21 protein-coding genes and 1 riboswitch are annotated in these 21,862 nt (G+C 64.0%); of the genes, 8 read left to right on the top strand and 13 right to left on the bottom strand.

Annotated features, from left to right (window positions below; translation table 11 throughout):
• Positions 1–206: 206 nt before the first annotated feature.
• Entirely contained in the window at positions 207–2,357 is a 2,151-nt protein-coding gene (locus tag G552_RS0106865; RefSeq protein WP_027882364.1) for a glutamine synthetase III family protein, read from the top strand.
• A 51-nt stretch (positions 2,358–2,408) separates the two neighbouring features.
• Here G552_RS0106865 and G552_RS0106870 read toward each other — a convergent pair whose 3' ends face one another.
• The gene (locus tag G552_RS0106870) at positions 2,409–4,274 is read right to left on the bottom strand and encodes a phosphoenolpyruvate carboxykinase (GTP) (protein ID WP_027882365.1); all 1,866 of its coding nucleotides are present in this window, start codon (positions 4,272–4,274) and stop codon (positions 2,409–2,411) included.
• Between the two features lie 173 nt (positions 4,275–4,447).
• Here G552_RS0106870 and G552_RS0106875 point away from each other — a divergent pair, with 173 nt between their 5' ends.
• Positions 4,448–4,798 carry a hypothetical protein gene (locus G552_RS0106875; protein WP_027882366.1) on the top strand — a complete coding sequence of 117 codons (351 nt, stop codon included), beginning with the start codon at positions 4,448–4,450 and terminating at the stop codon, positions 4,796–4,798.
• Here the strand turns inward: G552_RS0106875 and G552_RS0106880 are convergent.
• The 6 genes from G552_RS0106880 to ribH are packed head-to-tail and all read right to left on the bottom strand — an operon-like array spanning position 4,765 to position 9,022.
• Positions 4,765–5,532: a carbon-nitrogen hydrolase family protein gene (locus G552_RS0106880; protein WP_027882367.1), complete on the bottom strand. Its 768-nt coding sequence runs from the start codon at positions 5,530–5,532 to the stop codon at positions 4,765–4,767. The genes G552_RS0106875 and G552_RS0106880 overlap by 34 nt on opposite strands.
• Complete coding sequence (locus tag G552_RS0106885) at positions 5,529–5,855, bottom strand: hypothetical protein (RefSeq protein WP_027882368.1); 327 nt, start codon at positions 5,853–5,855, stop codon at positions 5,529–5,531. Before G552_RS0106885 ends, G552_RS0106880 begins: the two co-directional genes overlap by 4 nt.
• 5 nt (positions 5,856–5,860) lie before the next feature.
• On the bottom strand, positions 5,861–6,172 hold the full coding sequence (locus tag G552_RS0106890; protein ID WP_027882369.1) for a hypothetical protein: 312 nt from the start codon (positions 6,170–6,172) through the stop codon (positions 5,861–5,863).
• A gap of 19 nt (positions 6,173–6,191) precedes the next feature.
• Entirely contained in the window at positions 6,192–7,484 is a 1,293-nt protein-coding gene (gene thrC, locus G552_RS0106895; RefSeq protein WP_027882370.1) for a threonine synthase, read from the bottom strand.
• Between the two features lie 27 nt (positions 7,485–7,511).
• On the bottom strand, positions 7,512–8,528 hold the full coding sequence (locus G552_RS0106900; RefSeq protein WP_027882371.1) for a homoserine dehydrogenase: 1,017 nt from the start codon (positions 8,526–8,528) through the stop codon (positions 7,512–7,514).
• Between the two features lie 17 nt (positions 8,529–8,545).
• Positions 8,546–9,022: a 6,7-dimethyl-8-ribityllumazine synthase gene (gene ribH / locus G552_RS0106905; protein WP_027882372.1), complete on the bottom strand. Its 477-nt coding sequence runs from the start codon at positions 9,020–9,022 to the stop codon at positions 8,546–8,548.
• An 81-nt stretch (positions 9,023–9,103) separates the two neighbouring features.
• Positions 9,104–9,222, top strand: a riboswitch (FMN riboswitch).
• Between the two features lie 25 nt (positions 9,223–9,247).
• Between ribH and ribD the strand changes: the two genes are divergently transcribed.
• Genes ribD through G552_RS0106920 form a run of 3 tightly spaced genes read left to right on the top strand, consistent with a single transcriptional unit; the run spans position 9,248 to position 12,217 of the window.
• A complete protein-coding gene (gene ribD / locus G552_RS0106910) occupies positions 9,248–10,411 on the top strand; it encodes a bifunctional diaminohydroxyphosphoribosylaminopyrimidine deaminase/5-amino-6-(5-phosphoribosylamino)uracil reductase RibD (RefSeq protein ID WP_027882373.1) in 1,164 nt (387 codons plus the stop codon).
• A gap of 2 nt (positions 10,412–10,413) precedes the next feature.
• Positions 10,414–11,019, top strand: coding sequence for a riboflavin synthase (locus tag G552_RS0106915; protein ID WP_027882374.1), 606 nt, complete (start codon positions 10,414–10,416; stop codon positions 11,017–11,019).
• Positions 11,000–12,217 carry a bifunctional 3,4-dihydroxy-2-butanone-4-phosphate synthase/GTP cyclohydrolase II gene (locus G552_RS0106920; RefSeq protein ID WP_027882375.1) on the top strand — a complete coding sequence of 406 codons (1,218 nt, stop codon included), beginning with the start codon at positions 11,000–11,002 and terminating at the stop codon, positions 12,215–12,217. Before G552_RS0106915 ends, G552_RS0106920 begins: the two co-directional genes overlap by 20 nt.
• A gap of 5 nt (positions 12,218–12,222) precedes the next feature.
• Here G552_RS0106920 and uvrC read toward each other — a convergent pair whose 3' ends face one another.
• A complete protein-coding gene (gene uvrC, locus G552_RS0106925; protein WP_027882376.1) occupies positions 12,223–14,004 on the bottom strand; it encodes an excinuclease ABC subunit UvrC in 1,782 nt (593 codons plus the stop codon).
• Positions 14,005–14,112: 108 nt separating this feature from the next.
• Here uvrC and G552_RS0106930 point away from each other — a divergent pair, with 108 nt between their 5' ends.
• The 3 genes from G552_RS0106930 to G552_RS0106940 are packed head-to-tail and all read left to right on the top strand — an operon-like array spanning position 14,113 to position 17,294.
• Positions 14,113–15,387, top strand: coding sequence for a Glu/Leu/Phe/Val family dehydrogenase (locus tag G552_RS0106930; protein WP_027882377.1), 1,275 nt, complete (start codon positions 14,113–14,115; stop codon positions 15,385–15,387).
• A gap of 11 nt (positions 15,388–15,398) precedes the next feature.
• Positions 15,399–16,676 carry a Glu/Leu/Phe/Val family dehydrogenase gene (locus tag G552_RS0106935; RefSeq protein WP_027882378.1) on the top strand — a complete coding sequence of 426 codons (1,278 nt, stop codon included), beginning with the start codon at positions 15,399–15,401 and terminating at the stop codon, positions 16,674–16,676.
• Positions 16,677–16,727: 51 nt separating this feature from the next.
• Positions 16,728–17,294, top strand: coding sequence for a GNAT family N-acetyltransferase (locus tag G552_RS0106940; protein WP_027882379.1), 567 nt, complete (start codon positions 16,728–16,730; stop codon positions 17,292–17,294).
• Here the strand turns inward: G552_RS0106940 and G552_RS0106945 are convergent.
• The 5 genes from G552_RS0106945 to G552_RS0106965 all read right to left on the bottom strand — a co-directional run bounded on the left by G552_RS0106945 (position 17,287) and on the right by G552_RS0106965 (position 21,629).
• Complete coding sequence (locus G552_RS0106945) at positions 17,287–18,246, bottom strand: polyprenyl synthetase family protein (protein WP_027882380.1); 960 nt, start codon at positions 18,244–18,246, stop codon at positions 17,287–17,289. The two genes, G552_RS0106940 and G552_RS0106945, sit on opposite strands and share 8 nt — an antisense overlap.
• A 66-nt stretch (positions 18,247–18,312) precedes the next feature.
• A complete protein-coding gene (locus G552_RS0106950; protein WP_027882381.1) occupies positions 18,313–18,711 on the bottom strand; it encodes a hypothetical protein in 399 nt (132 codons plus the stop codon).
• On the bottom strand, positions 18,708–19,349 hold the full coding sequence (locus G552_RS0106955) for a redox-sensing transcriptional repressor Rex (RefSeq protein ID WP_027882382.1): 642 nt from the start codon (positions 19,347–19,349) through the stop codon (positions 18,708–18,710). Before G552_RS0106955 ends, G552_RS0106950 begins: the two co-directional genes overlap by 4 nt.
• Positions 19,350–20,186: an SPOR domain-containing protein gene (locus G552_RS16495; RefSeq protein WP_027882383.1), complete on the bottom strand. Its 837-nt coding sequence runs from the start codon at positions 20,184–20,186 to the stop codon at positions 19,350–19,352.
• A gap of 9 nt (positions 20,187–20,195) precedes the next feature.
• Positions 20,196–21,629 carry a tetratricopeptide repeat protein gene (locus G552_RS0106965; protein WP_027882384.1) on the bottom strand — a complete coding sequence of 478 codons (1,434 nt, stop codon included), beginning with the start codon at positions 21,627–21,629 and terminating at the stop codon, positions 20,196–20,198.
• Between the last annotated feature and the right edge of the window lie 233 nt (positions 21,630–21,862).

A 21,862-nucleotide genomic window follows, 5' to 3' on the forward strand; every position in this document is an offset into this window, starting at 1 on the left:
TTAGATACGATGCCTTTGTTGTTGCAAAATGTGCATCAAATTTTTTACATATGTCAAGATTATTGTGGATAAACCCTTGATTTTTTTCAGGACAACGCCTAATCTATAGGCCTATATGGTGGCCACGTCAGCCCCAAAAGCAAACCGCTTAGATGCAAAAAGCAGCTAAGTTGGGGTGGTGTGTGTAGGCCATAGGAGGAGGAAGTGTGAACCACGATTTTGATGTGCTTTCAGCAGCCCGCAACTGGCGCTTCAAAGAGGTGCGCCAGGTCTCGAGCGATATTGCGGGAGAGGTCTTCGCCAGCGACGTTCTGGATATGGATGAGCTGCGTGAGCTGGTTTCCAAGCCGGTCTGGCAGTCCTTCCAGAACACCGTTCAGAAAGGGGCCCCCCTCGATCCCAGCATCGCCGATACCATCGCTCTAGCCATGAAGAAGTGGGCTTTGGAGAAAGGGGCTACCCACTATACCCACTGGTTCCATCCGCTAACGGGCTACACCGCCGAGAAGCATGACAGCTTCTACAACCCTATCTCTGACGGTAAGGTCATCGCCTCCTTTAGCGGCAAGGAACTCATCCAGGGGGAGCCCGATGCCTCCTCCTTCCCTTCCGGTGGCCTGCGGGCCACCTTTGAGGCCCGCGGCTATACCGCCTGGGACCCCACCTCGCCAGCCTTCATCATGCGGCACTCCAACGGGGCGACCCTGTGCATCCCCACGGCCTTTGTGAGCTGGACGGGCGAGGCGCTTGACCTAAAGACCCCCCTGCTGCGCTCTATCGAGGCCCTCAACAAAAGCGCCCAGCGGGCCCTCAGATACTTTGGTGTGGAGGCCAACAAGGTTTTTTCCACCCTGGGCAGCGAGCAAGAGTACTTCCTGATCGATGAGGAGTTTTACTTCCGCCGTCCCGATCTGGTGCTCACTGGGCGGACGCTTTTTGGGGCCAAGCCACCGCGGGGACAGGAGCTGGAGGATCACTACTTTGGCTCGATTCCCGACCGGGTGCTCTCCTTCATGAGCGATGTGGAGAACCAGCTCTACGCCCTGGGTATTCCGGTCAAGACCCGCCACAACGAGGTGGCCCCTAGCCAGTACGAGATTGCCCCAGTATTTGAGCCCTCCAACCTGGCGGCCGACCACCAGCAGCTCATCATGCAGGTGCTCAAGAACACCGCCCGGCGCTACGGGATGGTGGCCTTGCTGCACGAGAAGCCCTTCGCTGGCATCAACGGCTCGGGTAAGCACTGCAACTGGAGCATGGGCACCGATACCGGCATTAACCTTTTAGAGCCGGGCGAGACCCCCCACGAGAACCTGCAGTTCCTCTTCTTCTGTGCGGCGGTTATCAAGGCGGTGGACATGCACCAAGACCTGCTGCGCATCAGCGTGGCCTCGGCCTCCAACGACCACCGCCTAGGGGCTAACGAGGCGCCACCTGCCATTATCTCCATTTTCTTGGGTGAGCAGCTTACCGAGGTCTTTGAGGGGATGCTCAACGGTCACCGAGGCGGGGGCAGAGGGACGGGGGTGCTCGAGCTGGGTGTTCCCGTGCTGCCCCGCCTGCCCAAGCACTCGGGCGACCGCAACCGTACCTCGCCCTTCGCCTTCACCGGCAACAAGTTCGAGTTCCGCGCCGTGGGCAGCAGCCAAAGCATTTCCTTCCCCATCACCGTGCTCAACACCATCGTGGCCGATGCCATCGACGCCATGGTGGACGCGGTGGAAGCCAAGATGCGGGAGAAGCGCAGCTTCGAGGAGGCCGCCCTCGAGGTTATCAAGCAGGTCTACCGCGACCACAAGCGCATTGTTTTCAACGGGGACGGTTACTCGCCAGCCTGGCATAAAGAGGCGGAGAAGCGGGGCCTATTAAATCTGCGCACCGCAGTGGACGCTATCGAGCGTCTCACCGACGAGAAGAACATGCGGCTTTTCAGCCGCCTGGGGGTGTTGAACGAACGGGAGGTTCGCGCCCGCCAGGAGATCATGTACGACATCTACTTCAAGCAGGTGAACATCGAGGGCGAGACCACCGAGTGGATCGTTCAGACCCAGATTCTGCCAGGAGCACTCGGCTATCTGGCCGAACTTTCCGAGATCGAGGTTAAGTCCCGCGCTGCCGAGCGCACCATCCAGCAGGTGGTCGAGGCGACCGATGCCCTTTCCGATGCTTTGGAGAAGCTCAAGGTGCAAAACGCCGAGCTGGGTGGGGACGAGGTACACGAAAAAGCCCACCACATGCGGGATAACGTGCTGCCAGCCATGGCCGAGGTGCGTAAGGCTGCCGATGCCCTGGAGCGCATCTTGGCTGACAAATACTGGCCGCTGCCCAGCTACCGGGAGATGCTCTTCATCAAGTAGAGGCCCTATGCAAGGCCTCGGGGCGTGGGGCCCCGGGGCCTTTAGTACCTTCTAGGAGTTCAGCTCACCCTCGGAGCCACCCACGTCCCAGTGCTCGGGGGAGCGCCAGAGGTTGGAGATGAGTAGCTCGCGCATGGCCAAAAACTCCTTGGGCATCCGGTCGTAGAGCTTGATGAAGAGTTCCTCATGGGAGAGGATTTCCGCCAACCATAAGTCGCGGTCGATAGCCATCAGTTCCTGGAACTGCTCCTTGCTGAAGGCAAGCCCGCGCCAGTCCAGGTCTTCATAACGGGGTACGTAGCCCAGCGGCGATTCGGTGGCGTAGCCTCGTCCGTTGGCCCGCTCCACAATCCACTTCAAAACCCGCATGTTCTCGCCAAAGCCGGGCCAGGCGAAGTTGCCATCTTTGTCCTTGCGGAACCAGTTCACCGAGAAGATGCGCGGGGGGTCGGTGATGCGGCGGCCCATGTCCAGCCAGTGGTTGAAGTAGCTGGCCATGTGGTAGCCGATGAAGGGCAGCATGGCGAAGGGGTCGCGGCGCACTTGGCCAATCTGGCCGAAGGCTGCGGCGGTCATCTCAGAGCCCATGGTCGCTCCCAGGTAGACCCCAAACGACCAGTTGAAACTCTGGTAGACCAGCGGTACGACCGTGGCCCGGCGCCCACCGAAGATGAAGGCTTTGATGGGCACACCGTTGGGGTTTTCCCACTCGGGGTCGATGGCCGGATTCTGGCTGGCGGGGGCGGTAAAGCGGCCGTTGGGATGGGCGGCCTTGCGGCCCGAGTCAGGGGTCCACTCGTTGCCCTGCCAGTCGATGGCCCGCTCGGGTGGGGGGCCGTCCATGCCTTCCCACCAGACATCGCCCTCGGGGGTCAGGGCCACGTTGGTGAAAATGGTGTTGGCCTTGATGGTCTCCATGGCGTTGGGGTTGGTGGCGTAGGAGGTGCCGGGGGCTACCCCAAAATAGCCCGCCTCGGGGTTGATGGCATACAGCCGCCCATCGGGGCCGGGCTTGATCCAGGCGATGTCGTCGCCCACGGTGGTCACCTTCCAGCCTTCCTCCTGGAAGGGCTTGGGCGGAATGAGCATGGCAAAGTTGGTCTTGCCGCAGGCCGAGGGGAAGGCTGCTGCCACATAGGTCTTTTGGCCCTTGGGGTCCTGTACTCCTAGGATGAGCATGTGCTCGGCTAGCCAGCCCTCGTCGCGCCCGATAACCGAGGCGATGCGCAGGGCCAGGCACTTCTTGCCCAGTAGCGCGTTACCCCCATAACCCGAGCCGTAGCTCCAGATGGAGCGCTCCTCGGGGAAGTGCACGATGTACTTGACCTGAGGGTTGCAGGGCCAAGGCACGTCCTTCTGGCCGGGTTCCAGGGGCATGCCCACGCTATGCATACAGGGGACGAAATCGCCGTCTTCACCGAGTACCTCGTAGACGGCCTTGCCCATGCGGGTCATGATCTTCATATTCACCACTACATAGGCCGAGTCGGTGATCTCGATGCCGATGTAGCTGATGGGAGAACCCAGCGGCCCCATGCTGAAGGGCACCACGTACATGGTGCGGCCTCGCATGCAGCCATCGAAGAGGCCCTCGAGGGTGGCCTTCATCTCCTTGGGGTTGACCCAGTTGTTGGTAGGCCCGGCGTCCTCTTTGTTGATGGAGCAGATGAAGGTACGGTCTTCTACCCGGGCCACGTCGCTGGGGTCAGAGCGGGCCAGAAAGCTGTTGGGCCTGAGTTTGGGGTTGAGTCGGATAAAGGTTCCAGCCTGCACGAGCTGTTCGCAAAGGGTTTGGTACTCCTCCTCCGAGCCGTCGCAGAAGTGCACCCGGTCGGGTTTGCACAAAGCTATGGCCTCGCGGATCCACTGCTTTACCTGTTCGTTTCGGATATAAGGGGGGAACTCGAGGTTTGTCATATCGCCCTCTACTCTACCGGTAGTGCCTAAATATTTCACAGCATGGACTTCCTCAAGGGGCCGGCCTTTTTGATCGATCGTTCACCAGCCTTGCCCTTCAGTTTGCCTTAGGGGTGGTTATCCCCACAGGGGCAATCGCCCCCTGGCTGGATACTCCTCGTAAAATGGCCGGGATGCTGGACGTTGTACTGGGCTTGGGACTGGTGGGGCTGGCCTGGCAGGCGGTGCGCCGTTGGGGCTGGCCCTGGGGAGCGGTAGGGGTCTGGCTCAACCTGCTGTGGTTCATCTACCAGAACGAACTGGGCCAGGGAGGGCTGTTTTACCTGCGGGGGGTGGGGCTGGCTTTTTTGCTGGCGGTGGGGTTCCGCCAGTATGGGCTGGCCTGGGCTTTGCTGCCCTGGCCCCTTTGGCTAAGCCTCCGCTTTGACCTACAGATGTTCGGGGCCTACCTGCCGGCCTGGGGGGAGGGCCTGGTCTGGGGCGCAGGGGTTTACCTATTGGTGGGGCTTTTCAAAAGACCCTGATACAGCTCGGGCCGGCGCTGCGGCAGCACGGGGAACTCCTGGCGCAAGCGGGCTGGCCGGCCTGGCTCCAGGGCCACCACCCCCACCCCCTCACCTTCCAGCCGCAGCATCTCCAGGCCCAGTGGGTCTACCGCCAGGCTGGCCGCCCCAAAGGGTTCTTCGGCGTGGTTAGCCGCCAGGAGATAGGCCTGGTTCTCGGCGGCCCGGGCCTTGCAGAACAATTCCCAGGCATAGCTGCGGCTTTTAGGCCAGGCCGAGGGCACCACGAACACATCTACCCCTTCGAGGGCATAGGCACGGAAAAGCTCGGGGAAGCGCAGGTCGAAGCAGATGGCTATCCCCAGCCGGAAACCACCCAGCTCGAGCTGTACCAGGCTTTCCCCCGGCACCATGGTCTGGGGCTCACCGAAGGCTGGGATTAAGTGGGTTTTGCTGTAGACGGCCTGCCGGCCTGCCGGCCCGATGACCCAGGCCCGGTTCGCGTAGCGTTCACCTGCCTGTTCCAGTACCCCGGCGACTAGGCTCAGGCCGCTTTGGCTAGCGAAGGCCTCGAGGGCCGCCAACACAGAAGGGGTGTAGGCCGCGTCGGGGTAGCGGTAGCCACTGGGGAAAAGCTCGGGCAGTACGGCCAGCTCGGCCCCGGCCTGGTGCGCCTCTTGGAGAAGCTCGAGGGCACGCCCCAGGGTGGCCTCTGGGGTGGGTCGTGTGGCCAGGTGGATCAGGGCAGCGTTCATGTCTTCTCCTGTAGGCGGTAGCTCAGGTAGGGAAGCCCCAGCCCCAAGGTGCTGCCCAGAAGAGCGGCCCCGAGCTGTCCACCTGCGCCCAGCACCAGGCCTGCTCCCTGTAACAGGAGCAAAGCGGCCAGGACATAAGCGTATAGGGGGATGAGGAAGGGCTTGCCGTGGCCATACTGCACCAGGCCAGCCCCCACCAGGGCCGAGACCGAGAGGGTTGATCCGAAGGGGCTAGGCTGGATAAAGACAAACCAGATAAACCCGGCTATGCCGGCATAGATGAGGGTGCGGGCTAGGCGGTCGGGGGCCAGGGCACCTCGCATAGCCATCAGGATTTGACGAAGCGCCAGACCACCAGGCTGGAGACCCCCAGCCCCACCCCGCCCCAGGCCACCTGGGGTTCGTTGCCGGCGAAGCCCAGCAGCGCAGCCAGCACACCGGCGCACAGAAAGCCAAGGGCGTACTTGGGGTTGACCGTGAGGCCTAGCAGCCCGGCCACCAGAAAGCCCGAAAGCGCTGGCGCCATACCTGCGCCTACCGCCACCACCCCCGCCAAGAGGGCCAGGGTGATGAATAGCCCCAGGAAATAGGCGCCGGGAAAGGGTTCTTTGTTGGGTTTGGCTTTGCTCTTTTCTGCCATGCTCACCAGTTTACCGTGCTCAAAGCAGATGGGCCTTGAGCGCTTCCAGATGGGGGGGGAGGGTCTGTACCTGGGTAGGACGTTGCCACAGGGCCTCCAGGGCGGCTTCCTTGGGGGGTTTTAGGCCCAAAGCCTGGGCTATGGCCTGGGGGAACTTGGCCGGATGGGCGCAGGCCAGGCTAATGAGGGGGGTGGGGTCGCGGGTCTCCTGGCGGTAGCGGGCCTGGGCCTCCAGCCCCACGGCAGTATGGGGGCAGGCCACGTAGCCATAGCGCTGGTAGGTTTGTCGCATACGGGCCAGGGTCTCGGCGTCATCTACGCAGGTGCCCCAGACCAGGCGGCGCAGCTCTTGGCTGCCCAAGAGGACGTACAGCCGCTCAAAATTGCTGGGGGCCCCCACATCCATGGCGTTAGAAAGGGTGGCGATGGTGGGGTGGAACTGGTAGGGCTCGGCCCGGCCCGCCAGAAAGTCGGGGAAGAAGTGGTTGGCGTTGTGGGCCGCAATGAAGCGCCTGACCGGCAGGCCCATCCACGCGGCCAGCACCCCCCCGGTCAGGTTGCCCAGGTTGCCGCTGGGCACGGCGAAGTTCACCTTTTGCGGTGGGGTGGGTAACTGTCGCACCGCCCACAGGTAGTACAAGGCCTGGGGCAACAGCCGCCCGATGTTGATGGAGTTGGCGCTCGAGAGCGGCAGGTGGGCCAGATCGGGGTCGGTGAAGGCTTGCTTGACCAGACGCTGGCAGTCGTCGAAGCTGCCCTCCACGGCAAAGCTGCGCACCCCGGGTCGCTGGATGATGAGCTGGCGCTCTTGCACCTCGCTGACCTTGCCCTTGGGGTAGAGCAGTACTACCTCGATATTCTCTTGGCCGGCGAAGCCATCGGCCACCGCACTGCCGGTATCGCCGGAGGTGGCCACCAAAATGATGCGCCGCTGGCCGCGCCGGCCAAGGAAGTACTGCATCAGCCGGGCCATGGTGCGCGCGCCGAAGTCTTTGAAGGAGAGGGTGGGGCCGTGGAAGAGCTCGAGCACGAACAAGTCCTCCGAGAGGCCCACCAGAGGGCAGGGGAAGTTGAGCGCTTCATGGAGGATGGCCTCGAGGTGGGGTAGGGGCACCTCCTCCCCCAGCCAGGCCCCTAAGACCCGCACCCCCAGCTCGGCCAAAGAGCGGGCCTCGAGCCAGGTGGAAGGCTTTAACTGGGGCACGTGGTCGGGCACATAAAGCCCCCCGTCGGGGGCCAGCCCTTGGAGCAGGGCCTCTTCGAAGCGCACCAGTTTTTTCGCCGGGTCGCGGGTGCTATAGTAGGCCACCATAAAGCGCTCCCATCATACCCGCTGGGGCTAGACCTCCTCGAAGGCTGGGGCGGGCTGGGCCGGTAGGGGGGCTGGGGCGGGGAGGGGCCGGTGCCCCGGCTGGCCCGAAAGGGCCCGGTAGATATCGCCCAGCACCGCGCTGGCGGTAACCCCTCCGCCGGCTCCTGGCCCGGCAAAGACCAGGCTGCCTACGGGGTGCCCTTGGTAGACTAAGGCATTGCGCCCACTGCCTAGTTGGACCAGGGGGTGCTCCTGGGGCAGACGCACGGGTCGCACCGCCCCCACCCACCCTTCCGGGCTGGGGTACAGACTGGCCACCAGCCGGATGGCGTAGCCCTCAGCCCGGGCCTGGCGCAGCATCTGAGGGGTAAGGTGCGCAATACCCCGGGTGCGCCTCTGCACCTCGGCCCAGGCCAGGCCAGGGTCCACCGTAAGCCGTCCCAGCACGCAAATCTTGTGGGCCGCGTCGATGCCACCTACGTCCAGGGTGGGGTCGGCCTCGAGGTAGCCTAGCGCACCGGCCTCGGCAAAGGCTTCGGCGTAGGTGGCCCCCTCCTCCAGCCGCTGGATAATGTAGCTACAGGTGCCGTTTACGATGCCGTGCAGCGCTAGGGTCTGGTTGCCCCACAGGCTTTGCAGCGCCCCCAACACCGGTGTACCGGCCATCACGCTGGCCTCGTAGTGTAGCCGGCCTGCCTCCGCGTGCTCCCGTAGGGCGTCCCAGCGCTCAGCCAGCAGGGCCTTGTTGGCCGTGACCACCGGCAGCCCCCGGGCCAAGGCCTCCAGCACCACCTCGCCGGCCTGGGCCGTGCCCCCCGCCACCTCGACCAAGAGGTCGGCCCCCTCTAAAAACCCCTTGGGCTCGTCGGTGAGCAGGTGGGCCGGTACGCCGGGCCGGGGTTTGCTCCGGTCGCGCACCAGGATGCGGGCCAGCTTTAGCTCTAGGCCTAGGGCTTGGAAGCGGGCCTGGTGGGTGGGCAGTAGCTCCAGCAAAGCCTGCCCCACCGTTCCAGCGCCCATTAGGGCAAGGTGGATGGTTTTCATGAGGGTAAGGCTACACCCTAGTTCTCGTTGGCTGCCAGGTGCCTTAGGAGCTGCGCCATCTCAACGGCACTGTAGACGGCCTCAGCCCCCTTGTTTCCGGCTTTGCCACCGGCCCGATCCTCGGCTTGGGCCAGGGTATCGGTGGTCAGTACCCCGAAGGCTATGGGCTTCTCGCAGGTCAACATGACCTGCATCAGGCCGCTAGCGGTCTGCGCACTGACGTATTCGAAGTGGGGGGTCTCCCCCCGAATAACCGCCCCTAGGGCCACCACACCGTCTACCTCGGGCCTCTGGGCCAGCTTCTTGGCTGCCAGGGGCAGCTCGAAGGAGCCAGGTACCCACAGCACCCAAGCAGCCTGAGCATCGCCCCCCAGCCGGGCATAGGCCTCCAGGGCACCTTCCAAAAGGGCACGGGTAACCCGCTGGTTAAAGCGGCTCACTACGAAAGCCAAGCGAACATTCTGCGCAGAAAGGACGGGCTGGCTCGGTTTCATCTCTCTAAGCCTAGCACTTGGAGTGGGTTTTTGAACCGTATGCCACACTGTTTTACCCTGGGATCGGTTATAAACCAAAAAGCCCTCCTTCGGGGCAGGGTGCAATTCCCGACCGGCGGTACAGCCCGCGAAGCCCTCTGGGGCCCGACCCGGTGCGATTCCGGGGCCGACGGTGAAAGTCCGGATGGGAGAAGGAGGTGAGGCCGGCCTGCCGGCAAACCTTTGCTGGACGAAAAAACCTCACAACGCCAGCTGGATGAACGCTATCTTCGGAGGGCCCTGCAACTGGCCGAGCGAGCCCGCGGACACACCCATCCCAACCCCCTCGTCGGGGCGGTACTGGTGAAGGATGGGCGGATCGTGGGGGAGGGCTACCACCCCAAAGCAGGGGAGGCCCACGCCGAAGTGATGGCCCTGCAACAGGCGGGGGCCGCGGCCCAGGGGGCTACGCTTTATGTCAGCCTCGAGCCCTGCAACCACTATGGGCGCACCCCTCCCTGTACCCAGGCCATTTTGCAGGCAGGAGTGCGCCGGGTAGTGGTCGCGCTGCGGGACCCCCACCCCCAGGCCGGAGGTGGATTGGAGTGGTTGCAGGCTAGGGGACTGGAGGTGGAAGCCGGGCTGTTAGAGGTAGAGGCTCGCGCGCAAAACGAGGTGTTTTTCCACGGGCTGGCCCACCGCCGCCCTTTTGTGCTCTGGAAAGCGGCCCTGAGCTTAGATGGGCAGGCCGCGGCGCGCAGCGGCCATGCCACCTGGGTCTCAGGATCCCTGGCCCGCCGGGTCGCCCAGGCTTACCGACAGGGGCTGCCGGCGGTGGGGGTGGGGGTGGGTACGGTTTTGGCGGATGACCCCCGGCTTACTGTACGGGAGCCCGACTTCCGCCTGTTTCCTGCCATGCTCGAGCCACCCCCCCTGCGCGATCCCTTGAAGGTGGTCTTGGATAGCGAGGCCCGCACTCCGCCCACAGCCCGCTTGTTTCTCCCTGGCCCACGGGGAGAGGAAGCCCGGGTGGTGGTGCTGGTGGGGGAAGGAGCTTGCCCAGAACGCCAACAGGCCCTACGGGCCCGGGGAGCCCAGGTGGTGGTGCTGCCCCGCGAGGAGGGCCGGGTCAGTCTGGCCGCGGCTTTGGACTGGCTTTGGGCCCAGGGCGTGGATGGCCTATTGCTCGAAGGAGGGCCCACCCTGGCTGGGGCTTTTTGTCGGCAGGGTTATCTGGACAAACTGGCCCTTTTTCTGGCGCCCAAACTCCTGGGGGAAGGACAGCCTGCCCTGCGGGGCTTTTCCGCCTGGCGGATGGAGCAGGCCCTGCCCTTGCGGGTGGCCCGGCTGGAGGGGTTGGAAGGCGATCTTTGGCTGGAGGCTTATCCCAAGGCAGGGCCAGTGGAGTAGGTATGTTCACCGGCATTGTAGAGGAAGTAGGAACCATCGTGATGGCAGAGGCTATGGGAGGGGTGCAGCGGCTTTGCATCCGGGCTCAGCGGGTGCTCGAGGGTAGCCGGATAGGGGACTCCGTTGCCGTCTCGGGGGTTTGCCTGACGATGGTGGCCCTGGAGGCCGAGGGGTTCTGGGTGGAACTGGCCCAGGAGACCCTCTCCCGTACCGTATCCCGCTGGCAGGTGGGTTGCCGGGTCAACCTCGAGCGCGCTTTGGCCTTAGGCGACCGCTTGGGCGGCCATTTGGTGAGCGGGCACGTGGACGGAAGGGCTCGAGTGGTGCACCTCCATCGTGAGCCGGGAGCCTGGAACCTTCACCTAGAAGCCCCTGGGGAGCTGGCCCGCTACCTGGCCTTTAAGGGCTCGGTGGCCCTAGACGGCGTCTCGTTGACCATTGCCGGGGTAGAGGGACCCCGTTTTTGGGTAACCCTGATTCCCCATACTTTGGCCGCCACCACCTTGGAAGAGCTGGAGGTAGGGGCCGAGGTCAACCTGGAGGTAGACCTTCTGGCCCGCTACCTGGAGCGGCTTTTGGAGGGGAGGTATGTTCAGCAGCATTCCTGAGCTACTGGAGGAACTTGTTCAGGGCCGCCCGGTCATCCTGGTGGACGATGAGGATAGGGAAAACGAGGGCGACCTGGTGATGGCCGCGCAGCATATGACTACCGAGTGGATGGCCTTTTTCATCCGCTATACCGGTGGGGTGGTCTGCCTAGCCATGACTGAGGCTTTGGCCGATCACCTCAACCTGCCCCCTATGGTGGCCGAGAACAGTGCGCCGCGGGGCACGGCCTTTACCGTTTCCATCGAGGCCCGGGAGGGCATTAGCACCGGTATTTCAGCCGCGGATCGGGCCACCACGGTGCGCCTGGCCGCCCAGGATGGGGTGGGGCCAGGCGATTTCGTGCGACCAGGGCACATCTTCCCCTTGCGCGCCCGGGAGGGAGGCGTGTTGCGCCGGGCCGGGCACACCGAGGCTAGCGTGGATCTGTGCCGGCTGGCCGGCCTCAAACCGGTAGCGGCCATTAGTGAGCTGATGCACGACGATGGCCAGATGATGCGTTTGCCGGCCATACTGGCCTTTGCCCGGCAGCACCAGCTCAAGGTGGGCAGCATTGCCGACCTTATCCGCTACCGCCTGGCCCAGGGAGACCGTTATGTGCTGCGAGAGGCGGAGGCTCGGCTGCCCACGCGTTTTGGCGAGTTTCGCCTCGTGGGCTACCGTGACCAGCTGACCCAGGAGGAGCATGCGGCCTTGACCATAGGCCCGGTCGGGGCCAACCCTGAGCAGCCTATACTGGTACGGGTGCACTCCGAGTGCCTCACCGGGGATGCCTTGCATAGCCTGCGCTGCGATTGCGGTTTTCAGCGCGACCTGGCCCTAGAGCGCATGGCCCGGGAGGGGTGTGGGGTGCTGGTCTATCTGCGCCAGGAGGGCCGAGGCATCGGCCTGATTAACAAGATCCGAGCCTACGCGCTGCAGGATGCCGGGCAGGACACGGTGGAGGCCAACCTAACCCTGGGGTTCCCCCCGGATTTGCGGGAATATGGGGTGGGCGCTCAGATTCTCTCCGACCTGGGGGTGCGCCGGCTGCGTTTGCTAACCAACAACCCTCGTAAGGTACGGGCTTTGTCGGGCTATGGCTTGGAGATAGTGGAGCGGCTATCCCTGCAAGCAGGGTTGAATCCCCACAACCAGCGCTATTTAGCGGCTAAAAGAAAGCGCCTGGGGCACTGGCTTTCCGCCCTCGAGCCCGAGTAGAAGCCCTATGGGGAGACCTGGCGCAAAGCCCGCCACACCGCCTGGGCACTTTTTTTATCCAGGCCAGCCCTCCGGGCCAGCTCCTCCGGACTCAGGGCCTTGAGCTCCTCCAGGGTGGAGAAGTGGTTCAACAGGGCCTGCTTGCGGGCTGGGCCAATGCCGGGAATGCCGTCGAAGAGGCTTTGCAGGGCCTTTTCCTGGCGCAGCTTGCGGTGGAAGATGAGCCCGTTGCGGTGGGTTTCGTCGCGCAGGTAGATGAGCAGCTGCAAGGCCGGGTGGTGCAGGGGGAGGGCCAGGCTTCGGCCATCGGGCAGCACCAGGGTTTCCTCCCGTTTGGCTAACCCCACCAATGGCAGCTCCAGGCCGGCCCGGGCCAGGCCCTTCTGCGCTGCCCGCACCTGGCCCAGCCCCCCGTCGATAAGTAAGAGATCGGGCAGGGGCAGACTCTCGGCCAAGCGGCCCGTGAAGCGGCGGTACAGGGTTTCCTCCAGAGCGTAGAAGTCGTTGGGCTGGGAGAGTCCGCGGATTTTGATCCGGCGGTACTCGGCCTTTTTAGGCCGTCCACCCTCGAAGACCGCGATGGAGCCCACCACGCTCTCGCCCAGCAAGTTGGAGATGTCGTAGCCCTCCAGGCGGTAGGGGCGGCGCGAGAGGCCCAGCACCTCCATCAGCCCCTTCAGGCCAGGGTGGTCGCCCTTGCGCTCCATGAGCCTGAGCTCGGCCTCGAGGGTGGTCTGGGCGTTGCGCTGGGCCAGCTCGATGAGCCGGGTCTTCTCCCCCCGTTGGGGTACCCGCACTTCCACCTTGCGCCCCTTGGAACTAAGAAACGCGGCTAAAGCCTCCTGGGACTCCAGCGCGAAGGGCAGCAGCAGCAAAGGGGGGAGGGGGGTGGCCTCGAGGTAGTAGTCCCTTAGGAAGGCCTCCAGAAGCTCGGCGTCGCTGGCCTCCCCCACCCCTTCCACTAGGCGGCTTATCCGGCCCAGCATCTGCCCGTTGCGCATCTGGTAGTGTTGCAGGATGGCATAGTCGCCCGCTCGGGCAAAACCGATGAAGTCCAGGTCGCCCAGCTCAGGGTCGTAGGCTTGTTGGGCGGTGCCGAAAAAGCGCTGGATGGCCTGAATCTGGTCGCGAATCTCGGCAGCCCGCTCGAAGTCCTGGTTCAAGGCGGCCTGGCGCATCTGGGCCTTTAGCTGGGCATAGAGTTCATCCACTCTACCGTCCAGTAGTTGGCTCACCTGGGCCACCACCTGGGCGTACCGCTTGGGGTCGGCCCGGTCTACGCAAGGGGCGAAGCAGCGGCCCATGGCGTAGTTGAGGCAGGGGTAGCGCTTCTTGCGAAAGGGGTAGCCCGAGTTCTTGCGCAAAGGGAAGACCCGGTCAATGAGCCGCTTGATCCGCCGCACCGCGCTGGCCTCGGGGAAGGGCCCCCAGTAGCGCGCCCCGTCGTTTTGCACCCGTCGCACCACCAAGAGCATGGGCCAGTCCTCCTGGGTTAGCTTGAGGAAAGGGTAGTGTTTGTCGTCCTTCATTAGGACGTTGTAGCGGGGGCGGTGGTGCTTGATCAGGTTGGCCTCCAAGAGCAAAGCCTCCACCTCGTCACGCACCACGATGAACTCGAGGTGGGTCGCCTCTTGGGCGGTGCGTAGGCTCTTGCCCTCGCTGTGGAAGTAGCTGCCCACCCGGGCCTTGAGGTTTTTAGCCTTACCCACGTAAAGGATGGTCTCCCCGGCCTTCCACAGGTAGACCCCGGGGGCCTCGGGCAGGGGGGGAAGCTCCTCTGGGCGCATGGCAATCCTATCCTAGCGAATGGTGCTGAGAAAGGGGGCTGGCTTTCCGGGTATACTCATGGACGCTTTGCCAAGGGTTGGAAGAATAACCCAAACGGAGGTCCCTCGATGCTACTCAGATATGCCTATCGCCCCCCTGGAGAGGCCAGCCTGTGGGAAAGTTTCCTGCGTCGCCTCGAGGCCACGATTCACATCGCCCGTATCCACCCGGCCACCATCCAGTACCTAATCCATCCCAAGCGCATGGTAGGGGTTTCGTTGCCGGTGGTGATGGATGATGGGTCGGTACGAAACTTTACCGCTTACCGGGTGATCCACAACATTGCCCGGGGGCCGGCCCTGGGAGGGGTGCGCTACCACCCCGAGGTGGGGCTGGGTCAGACCTGCGGCATGGCGGCCTGGATGACCCTAAAAGCCGCGGTCTTCGGCCTGCCCTTTGGGGGCTCGGCAGGAGGGGTGGCGGTGGACCGGCACCGGCTTTCCCGGCGGGAACTCGAGCGCCTTTCCCGTCGCTACGTCACCGAACTTATCGAGCTCATTGGCCCCGATGAGGACGTTTTGGCCCCCGATGTGGGCACCGATGCAGAGGTGATGGCCTGGTTCCAGGATACCTTCACCATGACCCGGGGTCAGACCAGCCTCAGCGCGGTGACCGGCAAGCCTCCCTCCCTGGGTGGGGTAGCGGTACGGGACGAGGGTGGGGGGCAGGGGCTGGTGTATGTTCTGGCCGACCTGGCCCGTGCCCGGGGGTGGCCCCTGGAGGGGGCCAGCCTCGCCATCCAGGGCTTCGGCCAGGTGGGCAGTGCGGTGGCCCGGTATGCGGTGCGCGAGGGCTTGAAGGTGGTGGCGGTCTCCACCAGCCGAGGGGGGGTCTACCACCCCGAGGGGCTGGATGTGGCCGCCCTGGAGGCCCACTACACCACCCATGGGCACCTGGAAGGCTTTCCCCAGGGCCGCTACCTCACCAATCCTGAGCTTCTGGCCCTGCCGGTGGACTACTTGGTTCCAGCGGCCATAGAGGGCGTCATCCATGAGCACAATGCCCGGCAGGTGGCGGCCCGGGTGGTCATCGAGGGGGCCAATGGGGCCATCACCCCCGAGGCTGAGTACCTGCTCAAGCTCCAGGGGGTTGAGATCGTGCCGGATATCCTGGCCAATGGGGGTGGCCTGGTGCTCTCCTATTTGGAGTGGGTGCAGGACCTTTCCATGCTTTTCTTCGAGGAAGGTGAGGTACAGCAAAAACTGCGGGATTTCGTTCACCAGAGCCTAGAAGCGGTGCTCGAGCGCGCCCGGCCCCTAGAGGGCGACCTACGGGCCGGAGCCTACGTGCTGGCCTTGGAGCGTATCAATGAAGCCAGTCGGTTGCGGGGGGTCTACCCCTGAAGAGGTGCCTTATGAAATCGGAACCCCTTTCCTATCTTTGCGGCGAAAACACCGGCCCTTGGGAAATCTACCTGGCCCAGGTAGACCGCGTCACCCCTTATCTGGGCAAACTGGCCTTCTGGGTGGAAGACCTCAAGCGACCTAAGCGTATCCTGGTAGTGGATGTACCCGTGCAGATGGACGATGGCTCGGTAGCCCACTTCGAGGGCTACCGGGTACACCACAACACCTTCCGTGGACCGGCCAAAGGGGGGGTACGCTACCACCAGGAGGTCACCCTTTCCGAGGTGATGGCCCTGGCGGCCTGGATGACCATCAAGAACGCCGCGGTGGGCCTGCCCTATGGGGGCGGGAAGGGCGGGGTGCGGGTGGATCCGCGTAAGCTCTCCCCAGGCGAGCTCGAGCGCCTGACCCGCCGCTACACTTCGGAGATCGGCATCATCATCGGGCCAGATAAGGACATTCCCGCCCCCGATATGGGCACTGGGGCTCGAGAGATGGCCTGGATGATGGACACCTATTCCATGAACGTGGGCCGCACGGCCCCGGGAGTGGTTACCGGAAAGCCCATTGCCGTGGGCGGCTCCTTGGGGCGGCAGGACGCTACCGGGCGAGGGGTCTTCGTGACCGCCGCAGCTACTGCGGAGAAGATCGGCCTTCCGGTGGAGGGCAGCCGGGTGGTGTTGCAGGGCTTCGGCAACGTGGGTAACGCTGCGGCCCGCATCTTTCACGATCATGGGGCCAAAGTGGTGGCTGTCTCCGATGTGACCGGGGCTATCCGCCACGATGGGGGCATCGACCCCTACGACCTCACCCAGTACGTGCGCCAGATGGGGGGGGTGCGCGGCTATCCCAAGGCCGAGGCCATTCCCCCGGCCGAGCTTTTGGCCACCCCTTGCGAGTTTTTGGTGCCGGCAGCCTTAGAGAAGCAGATTACCGAAGCCAACGCCTGGAAGCTCCAGTGCAAGATTGTGGCCGAGGGGGCCAACGGCCCCACCACCCCGGAAGCTGACGACATTTTGGCCGAGCGGGGCATTCTGGTTATCCCCGATGTCATCGCCAACGCGGGGGGGGTGACGGTTTCCTACTTCGAGTGGGTGCAGGACTTCAATAGCTTCTTCTGGACCGAGGAGGAGATCAACGCCCGCTTGGAACGCCTGATGCGCCAGTCCTTTGAGGCGGTCTGGCAGGTGGCCCAGGACAAAAAGGTGACCCTGCGGACAGCGGCCTACATCGTGGCGGCTACCCGGGTGTTGGAGGCGCGGCACCTGCTGGGCCTGTACCCCTGAACTTTAGCCCCTTTCACCCACGTCCTGGGCCACAGGGCGTATGCTGGAGGTGTGACACTCGGCAAGACCTGGCCCCGCCACGGCAAAGTCACCCTCAAGCCTTTTACCGAACCCTTGAGCGAGATGGAGTGGCGCCGCTTTTACGAGTGTTTCCGCGACCCCGAGATTGCCGAGTGGAACGGTAGCCGTCCTTTGCGGATGCCCCTTTGGCTCTTCAAGCGGGTGGTTCTGGGCGAGGTCAGCCGGGGCGACCGGGTGGGTTTCGGCATCCTGGACGAGGTGGGGGAGTGGCTGGGGACGATTGAGTTATATGAGCTAACCCCCAGCGAGGCTACCTTAGGCATCCTCATCGGGGCTAAAGACCGCTGGGGCCAGGGGTACGGCACCGATGCGGTGCGGGCAGTGCTGGAGTATGCCTTTCAAACCTTGCGGCTAAACAAAGTTAAGCTACGCACCTACAAGCATAACCAGCGGGCCCGCCGGGCTTTTGAGAAAGCCGGGTTTCACTATGTGGAAAACCCACCCCCTCCAGGCCCCCGCTTCCACTTTGGCCTAGCGCCTAAAAACGAGTTCATCCCTATGGAAATCACCCGCGAAGACTGGTTGCGGGCTAGCTGAGGCGCACCAGCTCGCGCCGGGCTAGGGTCGCCAGGGCCTCGCGGTAGGGGGAGGGGGGCAGGGTTTTGAGGGCGGCGATGGCCGCTTCGACCCGCTCTTGGATAGCCTGGGTGATCTCAACGTGGGCCCCCGAGACCACCGCCAGCTCTTGTAGGCGGGCAATGTCACCGGCTTGGCTGGCCCTGCGCTTGAAGATAGCCCCCACTTCGTCGGGATAGGCCTCCAGAAGCCGCAGGGTGATGCGGGTGACCTTGCCTTCCCGCACGTCGCCCCCCGCCGGCTTGCCGAGCACCTCAGGGTGGCCCATCAGGTCCAGGTAGTCGTCGCGCATCTGGAAGGCTTGGCCATAGAGCTGGCCAAAGCGGGCCAGGGCCTCTCGCTCCCGTGGAGGGGCCTCTCCCAGCACCGCTGCCCCCTCGCAGGCCAGGCGCATGACCGAGGCGGTCTTCCCATCGATGATGCGCTCGTAGTTTTCCAGGGAATGCTCGCCCAGGGCAGCCGCCTGAAACTGCAAGACCTCCGCCTCGGAAAGCTCTCGGGCAGCCTCGGCAAACATGGCCACCAACTCCATCCGGCCTGTCTGGGCCAGCAACGCCATGAGCCTCGAGAGCAGGTAGTCGCCCGAGAGCACCGAGACCGCGTTGCCGTACTTGCGAAAGGCGGCCTCTTTTCCCCGGCGGGTTTCGGCATCGTCGATCAGGTCGTCGTGCAGAAGCGAGGCCGAGTGCAGTAGCTCCACGGCCAAAGCCAGTTCCATGGCCCCCGGCACCCCACCTAAGGCCTGGCTCGCCAGAAAGACCAGCCGGGGTCGCACCCGCTTGCCCCCGGCGGTGACCAGGTCTTCTTCAATGAGTTGGATGAACATCACCTCCGACCGCACCACCTCCCGCAAGCGGTCTTCGAAAGCCTGGAGCTGGGTATCTAGGTCGAAGGTGAAGTCCTTAATGCTCATGCCACTATGATATTCAAAACCACTCCAAAGAGAGTGGGTTAGGGCTGCAATAGTGCCGCCTGGGGTCTAACGATTGATGAGGTGCGGCGCGGGTAGGTTGACCACCCGCACGCTGCCATTCAGGCTCATAGCCTCGTAGCCGGTAATGGAGAGCGGGCCAGGGTTGGCGGCAAAGGTCAGCGTCCGGAGGATTTTGGGGCAGTCGTCGGGCAGGGTGGAGGCCGGGCACTCGGGGACGCTGAGGCCGGGGAGCTCGTTTGGCGGGCCTGAGAGCAGTAGGCGGGTGATTTGCGCAGAGGGACTGCCTGGGTAGGGTTGTACCTCGAACTCGATGGTATATCCACTGCTGGTTGGGCCAGAGAATGTGTTGTTGAAGCGCACAGTGGGTATGCCAAAGTCGGTCACGAAGTTGCCGCATCCCGCCAGCATAAGGGCCGCCGCCATCAAGGGGATAAGCTTTTTCATCCGATCATCTCCTCCCTAAGTTTGGGGTTGAGTACGAAGAACGAGAGCCGGCTAAGCCCGGCCAGAAAATCTACGTTTTCCACCGCGACCTCCTTGGGCACCTCTAGCACGATTGGGGCAAAGTTCAGGATGCCCTTTATCCCCGACTCTACCAGGCGGTTGGCCACCGCTTGGGCCGAATCAGCGGGAACGGCCAGGAGGCCGAACTCGATGCGCCTTTCCGCCACCGCCCGGGGCAGGTTTTCCATGCTTTCTACGGCTAGGCCGTGAAAGGTGAGGCCTAGCTTGGCCGGGTCGTGGTCGAATAGCCCTCGTAGCTCAAAGATTTCGCTAAAGCCAGGGTAGTCGGCAATAGCCTGGCCCAGCCGGCCCATGCCCACGATGCACAGGCCCCAGCGTCGGTTGAGCCCGAGGATTTGCCGCAGCTCCCGGCGTAGCACCTGCACCGTGTAGCCCACCCCCCGGGTGCCGTAGCTGCCGAAGTAGGAGAGGTCCTTGCGCACCTGGAAGGCGGTCACCTGGGCCTCCTCGGCGAGCTGCTCGGAGGAGGTGCGGTTTATGCCGCGGGCCTCGAGGTCCTCCAGAATCCGCAGGTAGGTGACCAGGCGGGAGATGGCGGCGCTAGGAACTTTGGCCATTTAGCGTACCTCCAGCACCTCGAGGCCCAGCGCCTTTAGGGCCTGGGCCGCAGGGGCGGTATCCTCGAATGGCCCGACCCGCACCTTGAGCAACCCCCCTTCCTCCAAGAGCACCACCGGGTAGCCAGCCTGCCGCACTGCGTCAATCACCGGCTGGGCGCTTTGCGCGTTGCGGAAGGCCCCTACCTGTAAGAAGCGCCCAGCTCCTCGGGTTTCTGGGGGGCTAGCGGGCATGCGGGCCACCAGGGGCTGGTAGGCCCCCAGGGTGCTGGCGATGGCCTGGGCCCGGGCCTGGTTCTGGTAGGGCCCTACCCAGACCCGGGTGAAATTGCCGGCGGGCTCGAGGCCGACCGGGTAGCCCTGCTGGCGCAGGCTGGCCGCTAAGCGTTCCGCGTTTTCCTGGTTGCCAAACGAGCCGACCATCACCCGCCACTCCCCCCCGGCATCGGCGCGCAAGACGGGCCGCTCGCTCCGGGCTGCGGGGGTTGGGGTGGGACGGGCCGGTTCAGTCGGCTTTTCCGCAATTTTAGGGGGGGCCGGTACAGGCTTGCTGGCGGGCGCCTGGGGCACCGGCAAGACCGTGACCACGGGTTCAGCTTGGGTAGGCGATGAGGGGGGTGGTTCGGGTTTAGGCTCAGGCTGGATTGAAGGGATGGCTTGAGATTCGGACTGAGGTGAAGTAGGGGACTGGGTTTGGGGCGGGAGGGTGGTGGGCGGCTTCCCCCTCGAGGCCTCAAAAGGGTTGACCCCCGTTAGAAAAAACACCACCCCAGCCATAATCACCGCCACCAGGAGAAAGATGAGCGCGTCTAGCCAGTTTGTCCTAAGCCAACCCATGCTATCAATCTACCGCAACAGCTCGCGCGCGGGTGCATAGCCCAAGTCGGCGGAGCGCTGCCAAGCCCGGCGGGCCTCAGCGGTACGGCCCAGCGAGCGCAGGGTGAGGCCTAGGTTGTACCAGGCCACCGCGTTGCGGCTGTCTAGGGCCACCGCTTGGGAAAGTACCCGCTCGGCATCGGAGTAGCGGCCTGCCGAGTAGAGCGCCGCACCCAGATTGGCCGCGGTGGAAGCGCTGGGGGCTAGGGCCTGGGCCTTTTCCAGCGAATCAATGGCCGCGGTATAGTCCCTTAGATTGAACTGCGATACGCCCAAGAAGAACCAGGCCTCGGCGCTATCGGGCTTTTGCTGGGCTACTTGGCTTAAGACTTCTACGGCCTCGGCATAACGGCGCTGGGTGTAGGCCGCTTTGCCCTGCAGCAAAAGGGCTTCCAACCGGTCGGCCCCCTGGCTGGATCGGGCGGCCAATGCCGCGAAACGGCCTGCCTCCGCGGCCTGGCCTAGGCGGTCGTAGGTGGTGGCTAACCCCAGCAGTACCCGGGGTTCGTCGGGGTTTTGCGCGTAGGCATTCTGGAAGGACTCTAGGGCACCCCTGGTGTTGCCCTCGCGCAAGCGGGCTAACCCCAGGTTGTAGTGGGCGGCCCATAGCTTGGGGTCAAGGCGGACGGCTTCTTGCAGCGAGGCCAGCTGCTCGCGGCCCTGCTGCAGGCTGGACTTCTTGAGCAGAAGCTGGGCCCGGCTGGCGTTGTCCCTAACGGCCTCTAGCCCCCGATCCAGTTCGCGCAGGGCTCGCTGGGGTAGCCCCTGGGCCACGTAGATATCGGCAATCTGAGCGATGGCCTGGACGTTGGCAGGGTCGTTGTTCAGAATTTGGTAGAGCGCCGGTAGGGCCTCGAGGGGCTTATTCGCCCGCACCAGGCTATCGGCCAGCAAAGCGGTGAGCTCAGCATCGCCGGGGGCTTTTTCCAGACCCTTGCGCGCGGCGGCAGCGGCGGCCTCGTGCTGTCCCTGGGTGCGCAGCGCCTTGACCTGCCCCACATAAGCAGGCTTTAGATCGGCTATGCCCAGGTTGGCTTTTTCCCCTACCTCGATGGCTCGAGCGAAGGCCTGGGCGGCTTCGGCGGCCTGGCCTTGGCGGTCGCGCACCACCCCTAGGTTGAACCAGCCCTCGAAGCGGTTGGGGTCTAGCACGGTAAGCTGAGTGAACTCGAAAGCCGCCCCGCGCAGGTCGCCCAGGCGGTAGAGGGCTAGGCCCAGGCCAAAATGGGCGCTGTAGTTGGTGAAGTCGCGGGCGATGACGGCTTCAAAGCCCTGCACCGCTTCGTTTAGGCGCCCGGCCTCGAGGGCGGCCTGGGCTTGCTGTAGGGTTTGCTGCACCGCAGGGGCTGGCTGCGCCCAGCCCAGAGCGAGGAGCAGAAGCGCCGCACACAAAAGTTGTTTCATAGCGTCTCCTTCAGATTATTCCTCATCTTGCGGCCCATTGTAGCACGCAAGGAGCTCACATCAGCGGCAAATGCACGGTATCTGAACCCGGACAAACACATGTGAGACTCTAAGCTGGGATAAAAAGAGGGGAACCAACCAAGAAAGGAGGTTCCCCAGGTGCAGTTTACCACCGTTGGCCGAGAGATATGGCAAGGCGCTAGACAAGCACAGAGGCTGGCCGAGGCCAAAGC

Source organism: Meiothermus rufus DSM 22234 (assembly GCF_000423425.1).
Taxonomy (GTDB): domain Bacteria; phylum Deinococcota; class Deinococci; order Deinococcales; family Thermaceae; genus Meiothermus; species Meiothermus rufus.